Origin of the sequence: Aliivibrio sp. S3MY1 (assembly GCF_028765575.1) — a bacterium.
Classification (GTDB): Bacteria; Pseudomonadota; Gammaproteobacteria; order Enterobacterales; family Vibrionaceae; genus Aliivibrio.
Genome location: NZ_JARACO010000001.1, coordinates 212,949 through 231,872, shown reverse-complemented (window position 1 = coordinate 231,872; position 18,924 = coordinate 212,949). Strand labels below are relative to the sequence as shown.

At 38.3% G+C, this 18,924-nt stretch carries 12 protein-coding genes; 8 read left to right on the top strand and 4 right to left on the bottom strand.

All coding sequences use genetic code 11. The features are described from left to right. Nucleotides 1-92: 92 nt before the first annotated feature. From PVK62_RS00920 to PVK62_RS00885, 8 genes are all read left to right on the top strand, one after another. Nucleotides 93-779 carry a response regulator transcription factor gene (locus PVK62_RS00920; RefSeq protein ID WP_274445336.1) on the top strand — a complete coding sequence of 229 codons (687 nt, stop codon included), beginning with the start codon at nucleotides 93-95 and terminating at the stop codon, nucleotides 777-779. Next, complete coding sequence (locus tag PVK62_RS00915) at nucleotides 767-2,188, top strand: sensor histidine kinase (protein WP_274445335.1); 1,422 nt, start codon at nucleotides 767-769, stop codon at nucleotides 2,186-2,188. The genes PVK62_RS00920 and PVK62_RS00915 overlap by 13 nt, the downstream gene beginning before the upstream one ends. A gap of 201 nt (nucleotides 2,189-2,389) precedes the next feature. Next, the gene (locus tag PVK62_RS00910) at nucleotides 2,390-3,532 is read left to right on the top strand and encodes an ABC transporter substrate-binding protein (protein ID WP_274445334.1); all 1,143 of its coding nucleotides are present in this window, start codon (nucleotides 2,390-2,392) and stop codon (nucleotides 3,530-3,532) included. Nucleotides 3,533-3,993: 461 nt separating this feature from the next. Continuing rightward, nucleotides 3,994-4,848, top strand: a complete 855-nt coding sequence (locus tag PVK62_RS00905; RefSeq protein ID WP_274449326.1) for an MIP/aquaporin family protein — start codon at nucleotides 3,994-3,996, stop codon at nucleotides 4,846-4,848. A gap of 74 nt (nucleotides 4,849-4,922) precedes the next feature. Beyond that, nucleotides 4,923-6,437 carry a glycerol kinase GlpK gene (gene glpK / locus PVK62_RS00900; RefSeq protein WP_274445331.1) on the top strand — a complete coding sequence of 505 codons (1,515 nt, stop codon included), beginning with the start codon at nucleotides 4,923-4,925 and terminating at the stop codon, nucleotides 6,435-6,437. 191 nt (nucleotides 6,438-6,628) lie between these two features. Further along, entirely contained in the window at nucleotides 6,629-7,396 is a 768-nt protein-coding gene (locus tag PVK62_RS00895; protein ID WP_274445330.1) for a DeoR/GlpR family transcriptional regulator, read from the top strand. Nucleotides 7,397-7,576: 180 nt separating this feature from the next. Beyond that, nucleotides 7,577-9,094 (top strand): glycerol-3-phosphate dehydrogenase, encoded by a 1,518-nt coding sequence (gene glpD / locus PVK62_RS00890; RefSeq protein WP_274445329.1) that lies wholly within the window; start codon nucleotides 7,577-7,579, stop codon nucleotides 9,092-9,094. A gap of 246 nt (nucleotides 9,095-9,340) precedes the next feature. Then, nucleotides 9,341-12,112 (top strand): putative Ig domain-containing protein, encoded by a 2,772-nt coding sequence (locus tag PVK62_RS00885; RefSeq protein WP_274449325.1) that lies wholly within the window; start codon nucleotides 9,341-9,343, stop codon nucleotides 12,110-12,112. 443 nt (nucleotides 12,113-12,555) lie between these two features. On the opposite strand, the gene PVK62_RS00880 is transcribed toward PVK62_RS00885, so the two are convergent. The 4 genes from PVK62_RS00880 to glpA form a co-directional block, all read right to left on the bottom strand. Continuing rightward, nucleotides 12,556-14,265, bottom strand: a complete 1,710-nt coding sequence (locus tag PVK62_RS00880) for an EAL domain-containing protein (RefSeq protein WP_274442718.1) — start codon at nucleotides 14,263-14,265, stop codon at nucleotides 12,556-12,558. 228 nt (nucleotides 14,266-14,493) lie between these two features. Beyond that, nucleotides 14,494-15,765 carry an anaerobic glycerol-3-phosphate dehydrogenase subunit GlpC gene (gene glpC, locus PVK62_RS00875; protein WP_274442717.1) on the bottom strand — a complete coding sequence of 424 codons (1,272 nt, stop codon included), beginning with the start codon at nucleotides 15,763-15,765 and terminating at the stop codon, nucleotides 14,494-14,496. Continuing rightward, nucleotides 15,762-17,132: a glycerol-3-phosphate dehydrogenase subunit GlpB gene (glpB, locus tag PVK62_RS00870; protein ID WP_274442716.1), complete on the bottom strand. Its 1,371-nt coding sequence runs from the start codon at nucleotides 17,130-17,132 to the stop codon at nucleotides 15,762-15,764. Before glpB ends, glpC begins: the two co-directional genes overlap by 4 nt. Beyond that, complete coding sequence (gene glpA / locus PVK62_RS00865) at nucleotides 17,129-18,808, bottom strand: anaerobic glycerol-3-phosphate dehydrogenase subunit A (protein WP_274442715.1); 1,680 nt, start codon at nucleotides 18,806-18,808, stop codon at nucleotides 17,129-17,131. The genes glpB and glpA overlap by 4 nt, the downstream gene beginning before the upstream one ends. Between the last annotated feature and the right edge of the window lie 116 nt (nucleotides 18,809-18,924).

Below are 18,924 nucleotides of genomic sequence, written 5' to 3'. Positions count from 1 at the left end.
AGTTCATCATATTAAGAAAGGGGTTAATCATGAGAATGGTTAGCCCATTTTTGCTACTATCATTATATAAAATAATAAAGTGGTACTGAATAATGAAAATATTGCTAATAGAAGACTCCGAACACTTACGTCGTAGCTTAGTGGTGGGCCTGAGTAACCTTGGTTTTACTATTGATGAAACAGGAGATGGCTCAAAAGGACTTTCGATGGCAATTACCAATGAGTATGACTTTATTATTTTGGATTTAATGCTTCCTAATGTTGATGGTATTACGTTATTAAAAAGCATTCGAAAAATGGGTAATGACGTAAAAGTGATTATCTTATCGGCAAAATCACAGCCAGAAGATCGTGTTGAAGGCTTAATGTCAGGCGCTGATGATTATTTAGTAAAACCATTTTCGTTTGATGAACTGCATGCTCGTATCTTAACCGTAGCTCGTCGAGGTGTGGTAAATCACAATGACGACCACGTAGAAGTTGAAGGATTTAGGCTTGATTTAGCAAAGAAAGAGTTCGAATTTTCGGGTAAGTTGATCGAACTAACAAAAAATGAATACAAGATTGTCGAGTGTATGTTTCGTTCTCGCAATCAGGTAATGACGACAGAAAATATCAGTGATTATGTTATTGGTTCATTTGATTCGATCTCGAAAAACACCATAGAATCACATTTATCCTCCATTCGAAAAAAAGCGAAAGCCGTTGGTGGCGAACTGCCAATCAAAAATAAACGAGGCTTTGGTTATTACGTGGAAAAACGCTCATGTACTCAATAAAAGATCGCTTGGTTAATGCGTTAACCGTGATCATCGGTATCATTTTATTAGTCGTTTTTTTATCTTTAGATTTTATTCTCGATGCCTGGGTTGATCAGCAATTTGACTATGCTTTAGTCGAGAAATCAAATTACTTTAAATCTTTAGTTGAAGTAGAAAGTGATGGCATTGAATTTGAGTATCACAAAGGTTTTATGCCTCAATTTGAGAGAGAAGAAGAGGCTCAATACTTTCAGATTTGGTTAGGTGAGAGCACTTTTGCAAAGTCGCAATCTCTTAGCTACTTTGATGATGGTGACCTGGATTATCAAGATGTCCCTACCCATGAGAGTCGTATTTTTGATATAAAACTTCCTGATGGCAGTATGGGAAAAGCTATCTCAGCTCGATTCCAACCCCAATTATCATCAGATGTAGATCCTACTGATGTGACTTATATTGAAACCATGTATTTAACCTTGGCGATATCGAATCAACGAGTGAGTAATATTTTATTGATGGCAGATCTGTCTCTTATCTTTGTTTTTATTACCGCTATCTTTGGTATTCGAATGGTGGTGATAAAAGTGGTGGATAGAGAATTAGATTCATTGTATTTGCTCAATAAGGAGATTTCAGAGCTTGATGAAAATGCACAAGGTATTCAATCTAATCCAAAAGAAAGTAAAGAGATCTCACCAATTAGAAAAGAGCTCAATCGATATATTGAGTTGAATATTCAGAATGTAGCCAATGAAAAACGCCTTTCTTCTGATATTGCTCATGAGTTGAAAACCCCGATAGCAGAGCTTATTAGTTTGAGTGAAATGAACATTCGTTTCCCTGATGATGTAAGGATTTCAGCGACTTACAAAGAAGATGTATTATCGATTGCGAATAATATGAAAACCATCGTCAATCAATTAATGGCATTGAGTCAAAGTACATCAGGAAATTATGGGATTGAGAAGAAAGAGGTAGATGTTCGACTATTGACGGAGGAGATCAATGCCGAACTGCAGTTTAAACATCCGACAATGGAAGAGAGGGTTACTTTTTCTTCATCATTAGCCTCTCCAATGATTTATGTTGACCGTTTCAGCTTAGAAACGGTAGTTAAAAATTTATTAGATAACGCTCTATTTTATAGTGTAGAAGGGTCCATAGTGTCTGCGAGCATTGAAAAAGAGGAGGGGGGAAGCATTGTGATTAAGATAAAAAATACGTCTTCTACTCCATTAACTCAATATGATCTTGAGAATATATTCAAACCTTTATATCAGGTAGATAAGTCAAGAACACATACCGATAGACATGGTTTGGGTTTATCTATTGTAAAGAATGTCGCTCAATTGAATGGTTATGATTTAATGGTCGATTATCAAGAGAATAAAGAGATCATATTTATGGTTGTGATACCGCAGACATAATGTCTGTTGGGATAGTCGTGCGATTGCCTTTTATTTAATAAAACAGCAATAAGTAACCATCAAAGTCATCAGGCAGGAAAGAAACCATTGATATTTTTTGATTATTAAATATAACCACAAAGCTCTGAACAATCATAATTTATACACTATAATCGGGACGGATATAATCAAAATACTCTTTAATGGATAAAGGAAAAACAGATGAAAAAGTGGTTGTTATTGCTCAATAGCCTAATACTTTCTTTTAGCGTTCATGCTGCAGATACATGGAAAGAGATAGAACAAAAAGCCAAAGGGCAAATTGTGTATTTTCACGCTTGGGGGGGAAGCCAAGAGATAAACAATTACTTGCGTTGGGCAGATAAAGAGCTACAGCGTACTTATGGTGTCACACTAAAACATGTAAAAGTGGGAGATATTGCAGAAAGTACTTCTCGTTTATTGGCTGAAAAAACCGCAGGGAAAAATGAGGGGGGCAGTGTTGATATGGTCTGGATTAATGGTGAAAACTTTAAGTCCATGAAGAGCAATCAACTGCTGTTTGGTCCATTTGTTAATCAGCTACCAAGCTGGGAGTTTGTGGATAAAACCTTGCCTGTAGACAGTGATTTTTCTGAGCCGACGTTAGGCTTAGAAGCGCCGTGGGGTGTGGGTCAACTTGTATTTATTCATGACAAGCAAGCATTAAGTAATCCGCCACAATCTTTTGCTGAACTGCTTAGTTACAGCAAAGCCTTTCCAAATAGAATTACTTACCCTAAACCGCCAGAGTTTCATGGTACGAGCTTCTTAAAAGCACTATTAATTGAGTTAACTAATAATGATCCTCAGTTGATGAAGCCGGTAGAGCAAGCGAACTTTTCTGAGGTGACTAAATCACTATGGATATATCTGGATGAGCTTCATCAAACGGCGTGGCGCAAAGGTAAGCAGTTCCCATCAGGTACGGCACAATCATTACAATTATTAGATGACGGTCAAATTGATCTTGCTGTTACGTTTAACCCAAATGAAGTGTTTTCAGCACAAGCGAGTGGAAAATTAGCAGACACTACACAAACATACGCAATGGAAGCGGGGGCACTGTCTAATATTCATTTCTTAGCTATTCCATGGAATGCATCAGCAAAAGAGGGCGCTCAAGTAGCGATTAACTTTTTACTGAGTCCTGAAGCACAATCTCGTAAAGGGGATTTAAGTGTTTGGGGTGATCCATCAGTGCTGTCGTCACGGTATCTAACTGGATCTGCAAAAAACACAACGCTATTTAAATCCTTAGCAGAACCACATCCAAGCTGGCAGGTGGCGCTAGAGAAAGAGTGGCTAGTTCGTTACGGAAAGTAAAAATCATCTAAATTACTATAAAATGCTCGTTTTTAATCTATATGATTTAATACGAGCATTTTTTTATCGAAAGCAATGAATTGTAGAAAGCCCCCCTTCGTACATTCTATCTTTAGTGGTATATCTATTGGTAGACTCAATGAAATTAATACGTTAGAAGTTTTTATTTTTAATAATCTCTTTATATTATTTTGTTACGCCATCCTCCTGGTCAGACCTGCTCGTTTGCTTGTTTTATGCACTAGATCTTCTTTTTGATATTCTAACACGCACTTTCTGTGCTCGAACGCTCGTTTCTTATTTGCTGGTGTTTAAATTATTAATAAAAGGAGTACATTTCACGCAGCTTAACGTGAATGCTGTATACCTACTTTAATAATAATTGGGCCGTTTATCTTGAGTATATAGAGCTGTATATACGTTAGATGAAATGAGTACATAACGACACAAAGGAATGAATAATGGCGAATAATAAACAACACACACTTTTTGGCGAATGCCTTGCTGAGTTTATAGGAACAGGGTTGTTAATCTTTTTTGGTGTTGGCTGTGTAGCAGCACTTGTATTGACTGGCGCGGAATTTGGTCAATGGGAAGTTAGTATTATATGGGGCTTTGGTGTTTCCATTGCCATTTACTGTACAGCAGGGGTTTCGGGAGCACATATTAACCCCGCAGTGACGATTGCTCTTGCGGCTTTCCATGGCTTCAATAAGGCGAAAGTTGTGCCATACATTATAGCTCAATTGCTTGGGGCTTTTTGCTCGGCGGCATTGGTCTATGCTTTATATAGCAATTTGTTTGCTGATTATGAAATTGCGAACGGTTTTTTACGAAGCAGTGAAGCTGCATTATCAACGGCGGGTATCTTTTCAACCTATCCAAACCCTTCTTTATCGATACTAGGCGCGTTTGCTGTTGAGTTTGTAATTACTGCTGTTCTTATGTTCGGAATTCTTGCTTTAGGTGATGAACATAATGGGGCTTCTCGCGGTGCAATGAATCCACTTCTTATTGGTATATTAATAGCGGTTATTGGCGGCTCTCTTGGCCCACTGACTGGTTTTGCAATGAACCCTGCTCGTGATTTTGGACCAAAACTGTTTGCTTACTTAGCGGGTTGGGATTACGCATTAACAGGTGCAAAAGAAATTCCTTACTTTATCGTTCCAATTTTAGCGCCAATTGCTGGTGCATGTTTTGGTGGTTGGGCTTATCCAAAAATGATTGGTGCTTATCTACCAAAAGCAGGCCATGGTTGTACTATTCCAAACCAGTGTGAAGCGGAAGAACAAGCCAAAACAGCCGACGCATAAATTAATATTAAAAAACTAACAATTACCTCCCTACGAGTTAATTCACTAAAAATAATATACAAAAGGACTCCATCATGACTGAGCAAAAATACATTGTTGCACTTGACCAAGGAACTACTAGCTCTCGTGCCGTCATACTTGACCACAATGCGAATATTGTCAGTGTTTCTCAGCGTGAATTTACCCAGATTTATCCGCAAGCTGGCTGGGTAGAGCATGATCCATTAGAGATTTACGCCACACAAAGTTCAACTCTAGTTGAAACCTTAGCAAAAACAGGCATTCGAAGTGATCAAATTGCGGGTATTGGTATTACAAACCAACGTGAAACGACGATCGTTTGGAACAAAGAAACAGGGAAGCCAGTCTATAATGCGATAGTTTGGCAATGTCGTCGTACTGCTGACACCTGTGAAAAGCTAAAAGAAGCAGGTTTAGAGGAGTATATTCGTGAAAATACAGGGTTAGTTGTTGACCCATATTTCTCAGGTACAAAAATTAAGTGGATTCTTGATAACGTTGAAGGTGCTCGTGAAGACGCTGAAGCGGGTAAATTATTGTTTGGTACGGTTGATACGTGGCTTGTGTGGAAGATGACACAAGGGCGTGTTCACGTTACAGATTACACCAATGCATCACGTACCATGGTGTTTAATATCAATACGCTTCAGTGGGATGAAAAACTGCTGAAAGAGCTAGATATTCCACTTTCAATGATGCCAGAAGTGAAATCATCATCAGAAGTATATGGTGAAACAAACATTGGTGGTAAAGGCGGTACACGTATTCCAATTGCAGGTATTGCAGGAGATCAACAAGCCGCACTTTATGGTCAAATGTGTGTGGAGCAAGGCCAAGCGAAAAATACCTACGGCACAGGGTGTTTCTTGTTAATGAATACAGGCAAAGAGAAAGTAACGTCTCGCAATGGCCTATTAACAACACTAGCATGTGGCCCACGTGGTGAAGCCTCTTACGCACTTGAAGGTGCAGTATTTATGGGGGGAGCATCAATTCAATGGCTGCGTGATGAAATGAAACTGCTGGCAGACGCAAAAGATTCAGAATACTTTGCAACTAAAGTGGATTCATCAAATGGCGTGTATGTGGTTCCTGCCTTTACGGGGCTTGGGGCACCATATTGGGATGCGTATGCGCGTGGTACGATTGTTGGATTAACTCGCGGCTGTGGTTCAAACCATATTATTCGTGCCACATTAGAAAGTATTGCTTACCAAACTCGCGATGTAATTGATGCTATGCAAGCGGATTCAGGTATCAAATTGTCAGCACTTCGTGTCGATGGTGGTGCGGTTGCCAATAACTTCTTAATGCAATTCCAATCGGATGTATTAGATGTTGCAGTTCATCGCCCACAAGTTACAGAAGTAACGGCGTTAGGGGCCGCTTATCTTGCTGGCTTAGCGGTTGGTTTCTGGGGTAGCCTTGATGAGTTAGCAGATAAAGCCATCATTGATCGCTCTTTTGAACCTCATCATGACGAAGAGAAGCGTAACCAACGTTACCGTGGTTGGAAACGCGCAGTAAAATGTGCGCAAGCATGGGCTGAGTTACATGATGAAGAGTAATTAACCTAATCTGATTATTAATCAAACAAAAGGAGCGCATTTAGTGTGCTCCTTTTTTCATTTGCGAACTTTGTTTGATATATATCACGCATATTTACATCAAAAGCTACCACTATTTATTCCTTCTTTAGTACACTAATTCGAGTTGAAAAATATAAGTCATTGATTGTTCGAAATTAGGGGAGTAATTCATGAAGCAATTATCAAGACATCAAGAAATTGTAAACCTTGTACAACAACATGGATATGTCAGTACTGAGGATTTAGTCGAACAGTTTAAAGTAAGTCCGCAAACCATTCGTCGAGATTTAAATGAATTGGCTGATGAGAACAAAATCCGCCGTCATCATGGTGGGGCTACCATTCCACTAAGCTCAGTAAATACAGCGTATACAACGCGTAAAGTGATGCAGTTAAACGAAAAAGATACGATTGCAGAAGCACTTGCGAAGCATATTCCTGATGGTGCAACCTTGTTTATTGATATAGGTACAACGCCAGAATCAGTAGCAAAAGCATTAGTAAAAAATCATAAAGAGTTACGCGTCGTAACTAATAACATCAATGTCGCTATGATATTGATGGCGAACCCTGATTTTAAAGTGATCCTTGCTGGCGGTGAAGTTCGTAACCGTGATGGTGGAATTGTAGGCGAGGCAACATTAGACTTTATTAATCAGTTCCGTTTAGATTTCGGTATATTGGGGATCAGTGGTATTGATTATGATGGTTCGCTATTGGATTTCGATTATCATGAAGTTCGAGTGAAAAAAGCCATTATTGAAAATAGCCGCAGCGTATACCTTGCGGTTGACCATACGAAATTTGGTCGTAATGCGATGGTGAATTTAGGCAGTATTACTGAGCTGCAAATGATCATTACCGATCAAGAGCCACCAGAAGAGATCGTGGCTATTTTAAAAGATAATGAAATTCCTTATGAGGTAATTTCAAAGTAGTCCTCATTTCTTCTAAATAAAAAATCCCTGTCTTTGATTAAGATCAGGGATTTTTTGTATCTGCATCACAGTAAATGTTCGAAATCGAAAATAAAAAGTGACTCAAAACGAAAGTTAATATATCGTATTTTTATCGTAATTAATGTTCGTTCGCTCATCTGAGTATTTAAGGTCACTACTATGAATAATGAAAGCCAAACATACACAACCTGCGCTGTTTTAGATTTAATTGTAGTCGGTGGTGGTATTAACGGGGCTGGGGTTGCTGCTGATGCGGCTGGCCGAGGTTTAACCGTTGGTCTATACGAAGCGTCTGATTTTGCTTCAGCAACCTCTTCAGCAAGCTCAAAGTTAATTCACGGTGGTTTACGCTACTTAGAACATTATGAGTTTCGTTTAGTATCCGAAGCGCTTGCCGAGCGTGAAGTGTTATTGGCTAAAGCCCCACATATTGCAAAACCAATGCGTTTTCGTTTACCTCATCGCCCATTTTTACGTCCTGCATGGATGATCCGTGCTGGTCTGTTCCTTTATGATAATTTAGGCAAACGAACCACACTTCCTGCAAGTCACTCTGTGAATCTTTCTGCATCGGGTTTACTAAAGCCTGAAATGACCAAAGGTTTCGAATATTCAGATTGCTGGGTTGATGATGCTCGTTTAGTTATTTTAAATGCGATAGCTGCGGAGAAAAACGGCGCAGAAGTAAAGAATTATTGCCGTGTTGAAAAAGCCACTCGTGTGGATGACATTTGGCATGTCACTATTTTTGATGAGCAAACACATACGCGTTTTGAGCGTAAAGCAAAAGCATTGGTTAATGCTGCAGGTCCATGGGTTAAACAATTTTTTGATGATAGCTTAGAAGAAGAATCACCTCGTAATATTCGTTTGGTGAAAGGCTCGCATATAGTGGTTCCTAGAATACATAATGAAGAGCAGGCGTATATCCTACAAAATAAAGATAACCGAATTGTGTTTGTCATTCCTTACATGGAAGATTTTTCAATCATAGGTACTACGGATGTTGAATACAAAGGCGATCCGAGAAAAGTAGAAATATCAGAAGATGAAGTAAATTATTTAATTGATGTAGTAAATCAGCATTTTGTTGATCAACTTCAGCGTGATGATGTTGTGTGGACTTACAGCGGTGTACGACCATTATGTGATGACGAATCAGATTCACCTCAAGCGATTACTCGTGATTACACTCTAGAGTTAGAGCAAGAGTTGGATCAAGCACCATTATTGTCTATTTTTGGTGGAAAGCTAACGACTTATAGAAAGTTGGGTGAAACAGCAATGAAGATGTTAAACCCATATTTTTCTAAAATGGGAAAACCATGGACAAGAAATGTGGCGTTACCCGGTGGTGATTTTGATTATCCTCGTCAACAGCTCGTTAACAATATTTGTGGTAAATACCCTTGGTTAGCTAATGAAACAGTCACACGCTATGTTAATCAGTTTGGAACATTTACATGGAATTTATTAAAACATGTTGAATGCCAAGATGACATGGGACAGGTATTTTCTCAGGGGGTTTATCAGGTTGAAATTGATTATTTAATTGAAAATGAATTTGCTAAGAATATAGAAGATATTTTATGGCGAAGAACAAAACTTGGATTATATTTAAATGAAGAAGAAAAAAATCGAATCGAGTCATATGTTAATAATAAGTTGAATAATTAAATATAAAAACGTAAAAATAAACATGTTTGCAACAAGTGAAACCAGTCAGTTAAGTTGACTGGTTTTTTATATTAAGAATAATTCATAGCTAATTTATTTGAAATTTAAAGAGATAATATTTGGTTTTACAGCCGTTTCATTATTTAATCATAATACGTGACTTTCCTCACAGTAATTAATCTATACTGTATATGACCGTATCAGTTACACGGCATAATCTTCTTTTTATCATACGTAAACCTAAAAATGAGAAAATTTTTTTTTGCATCCCTGTTTATTTTGACTGGTTGTTTTACCAATGAAGAAATAGACACCTCCATAGGTGCAGGATATCAAAATAGCCCTCCAATTATAAACCCATTGAAAAACACATCAATTTTGGTTGAAATAGAATCTAATGTTCAGATTATCGCTTCTGATATTGATGGAGATGCTCTTGCTTATTCTTTCGCAGGGAGTGTTGAAGAATGGATCCATTTGAATCAAGAAACGGGATTAATTACATTCAATCCTAAGTTAGCGGATAAAGGAAAGCATAATTTACCTGTTTCTGTTAGCGATGGTAAGGTTAAAACCACAAAAGTACTGTCGATTGTTGTTGATTTGCCGAACCCTCCCAAAAAATTAATCACGGAATTGATTGATGGCAACAGTAAAGAGGTTGTTTTAAGTTGGGATGGAGTCGCTAACGCGAGTTCTTATGAGGTATTTAGAGACAATAACAAAATAGAAAAGGTAAACACGTTAACCTATGAATTTAAAGATATTGGTATTGGTATTCCTACAACATTATCTGTGGCCTCTTGTATTAATAGTGTATGCGGTGTTCCAAGTGAGCCGATATCAGTAACGACACCTGCGAATAAATTATCACTTAACTTACGAGGATTTGATAATAGTAAGGAAACACATATAACGGTTGAAGTAGACCATCGGCATAATGCATCGCAAATATTTCGAGCAAATTATGATATAAGAAAAAATGGTTTGACTTTTGTGGGTAATGTTTATGCTAATGGGGCATATGCTCCCAGATCTATAGTACGCCAGCCAAGGTTCGGACAAGTATGTCATATTGATAATCTAGGTAGCTACACTGATTCCGGTGGAAAAGATGCCGCTATTCTTGTTGATTGTTTAACACCTGCGAATATAACAGCAATAGAGCCTTCTATTTCTATTCAGGTAGGCTCTAAAAACCAAATAGGCTCTGGTATTGAAGTCAAACGTATATCTGATAATGAAACGATATTGACTGATGAGTTTACCTATTCAAGTTCAAATGATGAAATAGTAAAGGTGAATGAAGAGGGGACGTTAAGCGGAAAGTCTGAAGGAACCGCAAGGATCACCGTTACGCTAAATCCTGATGCGTATGGAGATAGAGCCACGACGTCTTACGAGGTAACAGTCAGTGATTCAACGCATTATGTAATAAATAAAATTGATTTTGGACAAGCTCTAATACAAAAAGCAACGGACCCCTATCAAGTGATGAGCGCAGGAGCGGGATTTATTATTCGAGCTTATCCTGAAGCTAAGACGAATAATAAGGATATGCCAACCTTAAAGTTCTACGTGGTTAATGATGGGGAACCTGAGCAGATCTTTGATATGATTTGCCCAACAAGTCTCGATGATATTGTTACTGCTACGCCTGATTTTGGTTTAGAAAAGAGCTGTTATGCAAAAGTGAGTAGAGGAGATAATCAATTTATTAAAGGCTCTTCTAGCTATTATATTAAAGATGAAAGTTCATCTGATAAATACGTTATTCAACCTAAATTTTCTAAACATAGTGATATTAAAGTAGTCGTTATCCCAGTAAATGTGGACAAAGATGGCGATGGGAGAGGAGAGATTGAAGCCAATATTAATAGTATTGACGACATAAAAAAAGCATTGACAGATGCCCTCCCTTTTTCCGTGGCGGAGGTCTCCATTCGTGAACCCATCGTTTCTTCTAGCGACAGTATTGTAGAAGCTTTAAATATTGCCGAGCGTATTCGACAAGCTGAGAATGGCGGAGATACTTCTATTCATTATTACGCTATGGTCAAAGGAGTTTGTTGGGGGCAGGTTGGCCTTGGTTTTGTTGGAACCAATCACTCGGCCTCAGGACGAGATGCTGATTGCGATAGAAACGTGCAACGAACAATGGTTCATGAGCTAGGGCATAACTTATCTTTAAATCATGCCCCAACTCCAGAAGGTTGTGGTTCTGCTAGTGGGGCAGACTCCTTTTGGACGCAGATACCTCAGCCTTGGGTGGGGGCGAGTGAAGGTAAAATGAACCCTGATGTACCGATTTATGTCAAATCCACAGGAGAGACTCTCCAACCTAAAGTGGATAATATTTGGGATACGACGGCAACAGATGTGATGGGGTATTGTTCAGGCTATCATCTTACTAGCTACCACTATAAAAAAGCAGCGGACTATGCAACGAATTATGCGGGTTATATACCGTTAAGCGCAACTCCTGAAGCATTGACTATGATCCAGGGAGTCATTTCAACGAAGGGAGTGGTCACTTACAAACCGATAACCAGTCGCATAGGCATCCCTTTGGTTCAAAGCGATGTAAAAGCCATATTATCTGTAAATAATAATGGAAAAATAATGGATTATGGTGTTGGTTTAGTTACGGAGGGCGAAAGTAATGAGCGATATTTTACGCTTGAAATCCCAAAATCTAACATATCTGAATTAACCTTAAAGAAAATGGATGGAACGCATTATCCATATAATGAAATAAATCGAGGCAAGACATTATTACGTTCATTTAATCCCGATGTTTCGATTCATAATGGTCGAGTGTCTGTAGTGTGGGATAACAATCAGTATCCATGGGTTGATATAACATCGATTAATTATGATGGAGAGGTAAAGCTGATGACCATTCAGAATCAATTAGGAAATCTAGAATTGGATATTCCAGCACATCATAATGATGGTGAGATCCTCGCTGTATTTAGTGATGGTTTAAATACTAAAACAGTGAGACTAAAACATTAGGTTTAATTAAGATATTCATATAGAACAGGGTTGTGGGCTCGTGCCCACACCCCCGGAATAGTTAAATCAATGCTTCACATAATGGCAAGATTGGGTGGATGGTTGTCATATTGGTATGTTATTCAATTTGCCACTCTGGGTTGGATGTTACTAGAAAATGTAGCGTAAGAAGCAGAAACCGACCACTTAATGCGGCATGAATTCTCTTAAAAAGTTGAAAATGTGCTATGGCATCGAACTACGTTAAACTTGCGCAAGTAAGTTAATGTTAAATTTAAATCTTTTTATTCGCCTGAAGTGTTCTTCAGGCTTTTTTGATTTTATAGAAATACTTGGATTTAAATAAGATCAATTTTACTGGAAAAGTAGAAGAAAAACGGTTGTTAGATTCAAGAACATTCCATGTTCAAGATGTGACTCCAGATATATAGATAACTCTTTAATCAAGCCTCATTATGAGGCTGATTATTAATGATTTTTTTACGTTTTCTTTTATTGATGTACATCTTTTTATCCGCATTATCTAAGGCAGACTGGATATCCATGTCTAATGGAGCTACGCCAAAAGAGTAGGATAAATAGATCTCTCTTTGTTGAAAATGATGTTCAAGATTGGTTCGGATCATTCTCATTTTAGTTTGAATATCTTGAATTGAATGAGAGTCAAAACACAGTACAAACTCATCTCCACCAAAACGAATAAGAAGATCTTCTTTTCTTAAGTTCTGATTGATTAATCGTGCGGCTTCCTTAAGTTGTTGATCTCCAAATTGATGCCCGTATTGGTCATTAATATCCTTAAACCCATCTAAATCAATAAATACCAAGGTGTTATAGGTATTTACATCAATATGATTAAGTTTAGCTTTAGTAAAGCATCCGGTTAATGGGTCAATCGGCGATTGTGCATCTTGGTTATCTTCATAAACAAATATCATGATAAAGGTTTTATCAAAATACTTTATTTTTTGGCGATAAGTATGGAAATGTGTTGTTGTTGAATCGACCTCTACAACCTCATTCGACATTAATATATCAGACTCATTATTGAGTAATTGTTGATCAAGTTGCAGACAAGTTTGATAGTCTGGGAATCGTTGTAATATATCAGATACAGACATCCCAACTAAATCACAACCAAGATAATCAATGTGCTTTTTATTATTGTATATTGCTACACCGTGTTCATCTCTTAGAATAAAAAGGCAATTACAGTGCTTCATTAGATTGGTTGTAAATAGAATCGAAGGACTTTTTATACCATCGAGTAGTTCTTGATATTTTGTATTCAGTGCTTGTAAGTTGAAATTGTTGTAGTCAATACCTAATAAGTTAAATGGGTCCTGTGGCTTTAGGGCTTCTAACGCTTGATTTAATTGGGTATTGTCTTTTGCTACATTGATATTATAAATGAAGCGATCAATTGGTGGTATTGAGTCATTTAATTGATTATCAATAGTAGGAACATATGATTTAAGTTTTTTATCTAACTCAGAAAGCGAGATAGGGTAAGACAGGTAATCTCCTTGAGATATTACTGACCCTAAAGATTGAATTAAATTTAACTGATTAACGTTTTCAATTCCCTTAATCACGACGTTATTACCTAAAAATTTACTTAACTTTTGATACAACGAGCGTAAGAAACAAAATGATAAGTAGTCATCTACGATTGGGCTAATTAATGAGCGGTCGATCTTTATATAGTCAAAGTTAAGACTTAATAATGGATCTGAATTTTTACATTCTGTGCCGTAGTCATCAAGCGTAAAAAAGAGGTTGAGATTTTTTAGTCGCTGCATATTTGAACGTATTTTTTCAAAATTCACGTTTTGATGCTTAAAGTTTAACTCAAATGAGAAACCTTTATGAGTGTTGAATACGGTTTCACAATATTCAATAAAAGATTCAGACTCTAAACTGCTGACAGATATGCTGATTGAGATATGAATATTATCTTGATTTTTCAGACTCAATTTATCGGAGATAACATGAGAAATTACGGCCTTATCAAGCTCTTCTTTATTATTAATCGCTGAAATAAAGTCTAGAGGTAAGTCGTCATAGCCCTTAACTCTTAGTAATGCTTCATAAGAAACAATAGAGCCTTCGAAGAAATTTGGTTGATAAATGAAGTAGATATTCTCAAGCATGATTAAAATTATATTCCAGGTTAAATCCGCGGCTAATCTATCATGCTTAATACCATACCTCCTAGACTAATAGGTGATACAAAGTGTGATCTATGTCACACCTTAAGGGGTGGGTATTTTCAGGGCAACTATATGGGATTGTTGTGTTATTTTTTTAGGGGTTATCTGGTCAAGGATGTATCTAAAGAGTATAGCCTGCTCAGTTATTAAGCAGGCTATTGTGCTAATTTACATTAATGCTTCGCATAGCAAAGAAATAGGATGAATAGTCGTCACATTAGTATTTTCTTCAATTTGCCATTTACAAGTTTCGCAATCGGTAATTGCATAATCTGGTTTTGCTGCTTTTATTTGGTCAAAGATAGTTTTACCAATAGCGATAGAGGTATCGTAATTCTCTGTTTTAAAACCGTAAGTGCCAGCTAAACCACAGCATTCACTGTCTAGTACTTGCACTTCCAAACCGGGGATAGCACGTAACAATTCGATAGTGTAAATATTGCCGCCACTGCGCTCTAAGTGACAAGGTGTATGATACACAATCTTCTTATTTAAGGGCTTCATTTTAGGCCCGCGACCATTCATGATCTCTTTTAATAAAAAGCGCGTAACGTATTCTATTTTCTTCGCTACCTTGCTGTTATCGACATCTAATACATGTGGATATTCTTGTTGTAAGGTGAACGAACAAGTAGAAGAGGTCGATAAAATCGGCACATCTCTACGTTCAATCGCAGCTTCTAAATTAGCCACATTAAACTCGGCGTTTTTTTGTGCTTTTTTATGAAAGCCGTTAGCAATAAGAGGAACACCACAACATTTTTCTTTATCTAATAACTGCACGCCAATGTGCATGTTATTCATGACACGGATAAAGTCTTTCCCCAGTTGTGGATGATTATAATTAACAAAACAACCATGAAAATAATGGACTTGTTGCTGATAAATCGATTGATCTGACACTTCTTTTTTATACCAGCGGCGGAACGTTCCGTGAGAATACTTCGGCAGTGATTTATGATCATGAACACCAATGGTTTTATGCATCACTTTTTTAACTAAGGGGACGCTTGTGACAGCGTTTACAATAGGGGCAACAGGCGTTGCTACCGAGCCAAATAGGTCGGTATGGCTTAATACGAAATCGCGAATTCCCTTCATGTTATAAGCTGGTTTTCCGTGTTTACCACGAGCAACTGCAATCATGTCACCAATTTTAACTCCTGATGGACAAGCGGTTTCACAGCGCTTGCAGTTGGTGCAGAGTTTTAAGGTTTCATCATAATATTCTGGGCTCTTAAAGCGTAAACGCTCACCATCAGGGCCGCATTGTTTTGGACCTGGATAATCAGGATTCTCTTTAGCAACAGGGCAATACACGGTACATACGGTGCATTTTAAACACTGATCAAAACTTGTATTTGCAGGTGCTCTAAAAATTAAGTTATCTTTTGCAAACTTGTCTTTTAATAAGTTTGAATTAAATAATGGGCTGCTCATAATGCGACCTCTTGTGGTTCTTTCATTTTATTGTTTGATAAAGATTCAGGCTGTATTTGCTTGATTATTGATTCAGCTGCATGAAAGCCAGAACTAATCGCAACACCACTGCCACTGCCTTCTAATACTGGGTTATAACCCGATAATATCGCTCCTGCGCAATACAGGTTATCAATCATATGACCTGATTTTATCGCTTGAAGTTTCGGTGTCGTTTTTACCCCCATGCTTAAGAATGGATGTGATTGTGGGCTAAAAAAAGCAGAGCTGTACCAATCTGTGCGAGAAGTTGTCTGGCCCATATCTAAGCCAAAAATAGGCTCTTCCATTGAATCGGCACTTGCTTTTAAGCCTTGGCTAAAGAAACTGCCAGTTGCTAATACAAACTGTTTTGCTTGCAGTGGAAAGTCGCCATGATTTTTAGTGAATATACGGTTTAATCTGTAGTGCGAATGTTCAGGATCTTCTTTATCAACATAAGAAAACTCCCCTTGAATAACATGATCTCCATTGAGTAGAGAGCCACCTTGCTCAATGAAAGCATGTTTCATGGTTTCCTCTAATCGAATCCCCAATAATGATGGCGGCATGGTGGGAACTTCACATAAAGTCAGTTGAGTTAACGCTTCAATTTCTTTTAAAAGTCCTAAGCCTTTTCCGTTACCAAAGACCGCAGGGATCACGACAAGATCGCCGGGATTAGCGTGTTGCTGCAGTGCATGTGCAAATTCTTGTAGGTTCGCTCGTTTTGCTAATAATCGAGAAAGATCAATAGATCGTAATTCACAATGATTACGTTGAATGTCATTAAAAGCAGATAACGAAACAGTCGCTGTTGAAATTTCAACATCAGATAATTGAGTTATTTGCTTTAAGTTATCTTGCGCCAACTTTGGTTGAAAATCACGGAAGCCATCAATCGTCACTAATACGATTTTTTGCACGGTATTGCTTTCTAATGCCATCGGGAATTGATGAACAAAAGGTTGTGATAACCAGGTTGATTTCATTGTACCTAGCGGTGTTAATCGATAATGATTATGTCCGTTTTCTTGAGAGGTTAGTGGAACGCCAATAGTAGATAATGTCGCTTGATACCAATCAATTGCACGGTTTACCGTTTCTTTTCCTAATGTGGCATAAGGGTGTTCAGGATAATGAGTTGAAAATCCATCGATGGCTGACATTGGGTCGATAACATGCGTGCCATCAGGTGTTTTTGCTAATACATCAATAGAGCCTGATGAGAAGTGCAGAGCACTTTGACCTGAGGCAATTACCGCTGTTTTTAGTCCGGCTTCTAGGCAGCGAAGAGCACAGCTTAAGCCTGCCATGCCACCGCCAATGATAATGGTATCGAAGTTCATAATGTTGCCTCTTGTTCTTTTTGTTGTTCTGACGTGATAGCTGTATCTACACAGGTGCTGGTGGTAGGTATGTCGCTTGCTCCAAATAAGCCTTCATAAATCCAATAGCTAAATTCAGCTTCACGTAGTGCATCACCCCAGAAAACGGGTTTGATGCCTTTCCAGCGTTCTTCTAAAAAGTGAGTTAATAATTGACTTGATTGATTGCCAGAGACTTGTCCACATTCTTCAAATAGCCCAGCAGCGCGATACGTACATAATTCGCCTTGGCAAGGTCCCATGCCTAAACGGGTACGACGACGAAGATCAACCAGATTGTGAACATCTAATTGATTGATGGCGTAGTTAATTTCACCTTGAGTCACCATTTCACATTCACAGATAACCGCTTGATCTTTAGCATTGTCTGTTAAGAAGCTTTGCGCTCGTTCACCGTGACGATAAACCGCACTTTGATAAACAGGTTTTGCGAGGCTTGCGGTTTTTTTCGCAGCGATAGAAGCACTGTGTGACCCCGGGAGTGGACGGCTGTGGGTTGTACATTCTTGGGTGTTATTCAGTTTTTTCGCTACAAGATCAGTGGTCATCTCAGCCATCAAACGTGAGGTCATTAACTTGCCACCCGTAATGGTCGTAAACCCGTTTAGTCCATCTTTTTCACCATGATCAAGCAGTACAATTCCACGGCTTATATTACGGCCTGAACCATCATCATCAACAGCGACTAGTGGACGCACACCAGCATAAGCACGAAGTACTCGAGTATTCGCCATAATTGGAGCAAGTTTCGCGCCTTCGCTTAGTAGGATATCCACTTCTTTGGCGCTAACGTGAAGGTCATCTATTTTGTCATAATCAATATGTTCTGATGTCGTACCGATTAATGAAATAGTGTCACCCGGAACTAAAATGTCGGCATCAGAAGGTTTACGGCAACGGTTTATTACTAAGTTATTAATGCGGTAATCTAAGATCAGTAATGAGCCCTTAGCTGGGAACATCTTGATACTTAAATCAGCATATTCACAGATGTTTTGTCCCCAAATACCTGCGGCATTAATCACTTCCGATGCGAATATTTCAATCTTTTGATGGGTTCTAACATCAATACAGTTAACCCCAAGGACGGTATCTTGGTGGCGAATAAGAGACGTCACATGAGTATGAGTGAGCAAACGCGCACCATTTTCTTTCGCATCAAGCACATTTGCCGCACATAAACGAAAAGGGTCAAGGGTTCCATCAGGGACTTGAACCGCACCAATTAGGTTAGGGTTGACGTTTGGTTCAAGTAGTAAGGCTTCTTTAGGGGTGAGTTGTTTTGCTTCAATACCAGCAACTTGGCATGATTCAATAAACTGTTTTTGAAAATCTAAATCATCATCAGGAAGAGAGATAAACAGGCCTTGTGTATCTTCAACACAATGTTTTGCGATGTTTTTTAGTATTTTATTCTCATGAATGCATTCTTTAGCAGATTCATTATCCGTCACGGCATAGCGAGCCCCAGAGTGAAGTAAGCCATGATTTCGGCCTGTGGTACCAGAAGCTAAATCGTCTTTTTCAATTAAAATACAATCGATACCGCGCAAAGCACAGTCACGCATGATCCCAGTACCTGTCGCACCACCTCCAATGATGATCACTGACGTTTCTAATCGAGACGTTTTATCCATTATTCACTCTCTTTTTACTACTTATGATGTATGGTTCTATGATGATATTTATCTTCTGCACTTTCTTTGATTTAGCGCAATTATGCTCGTTCGAGCGTTCGTTTTGTTTTCGTTTT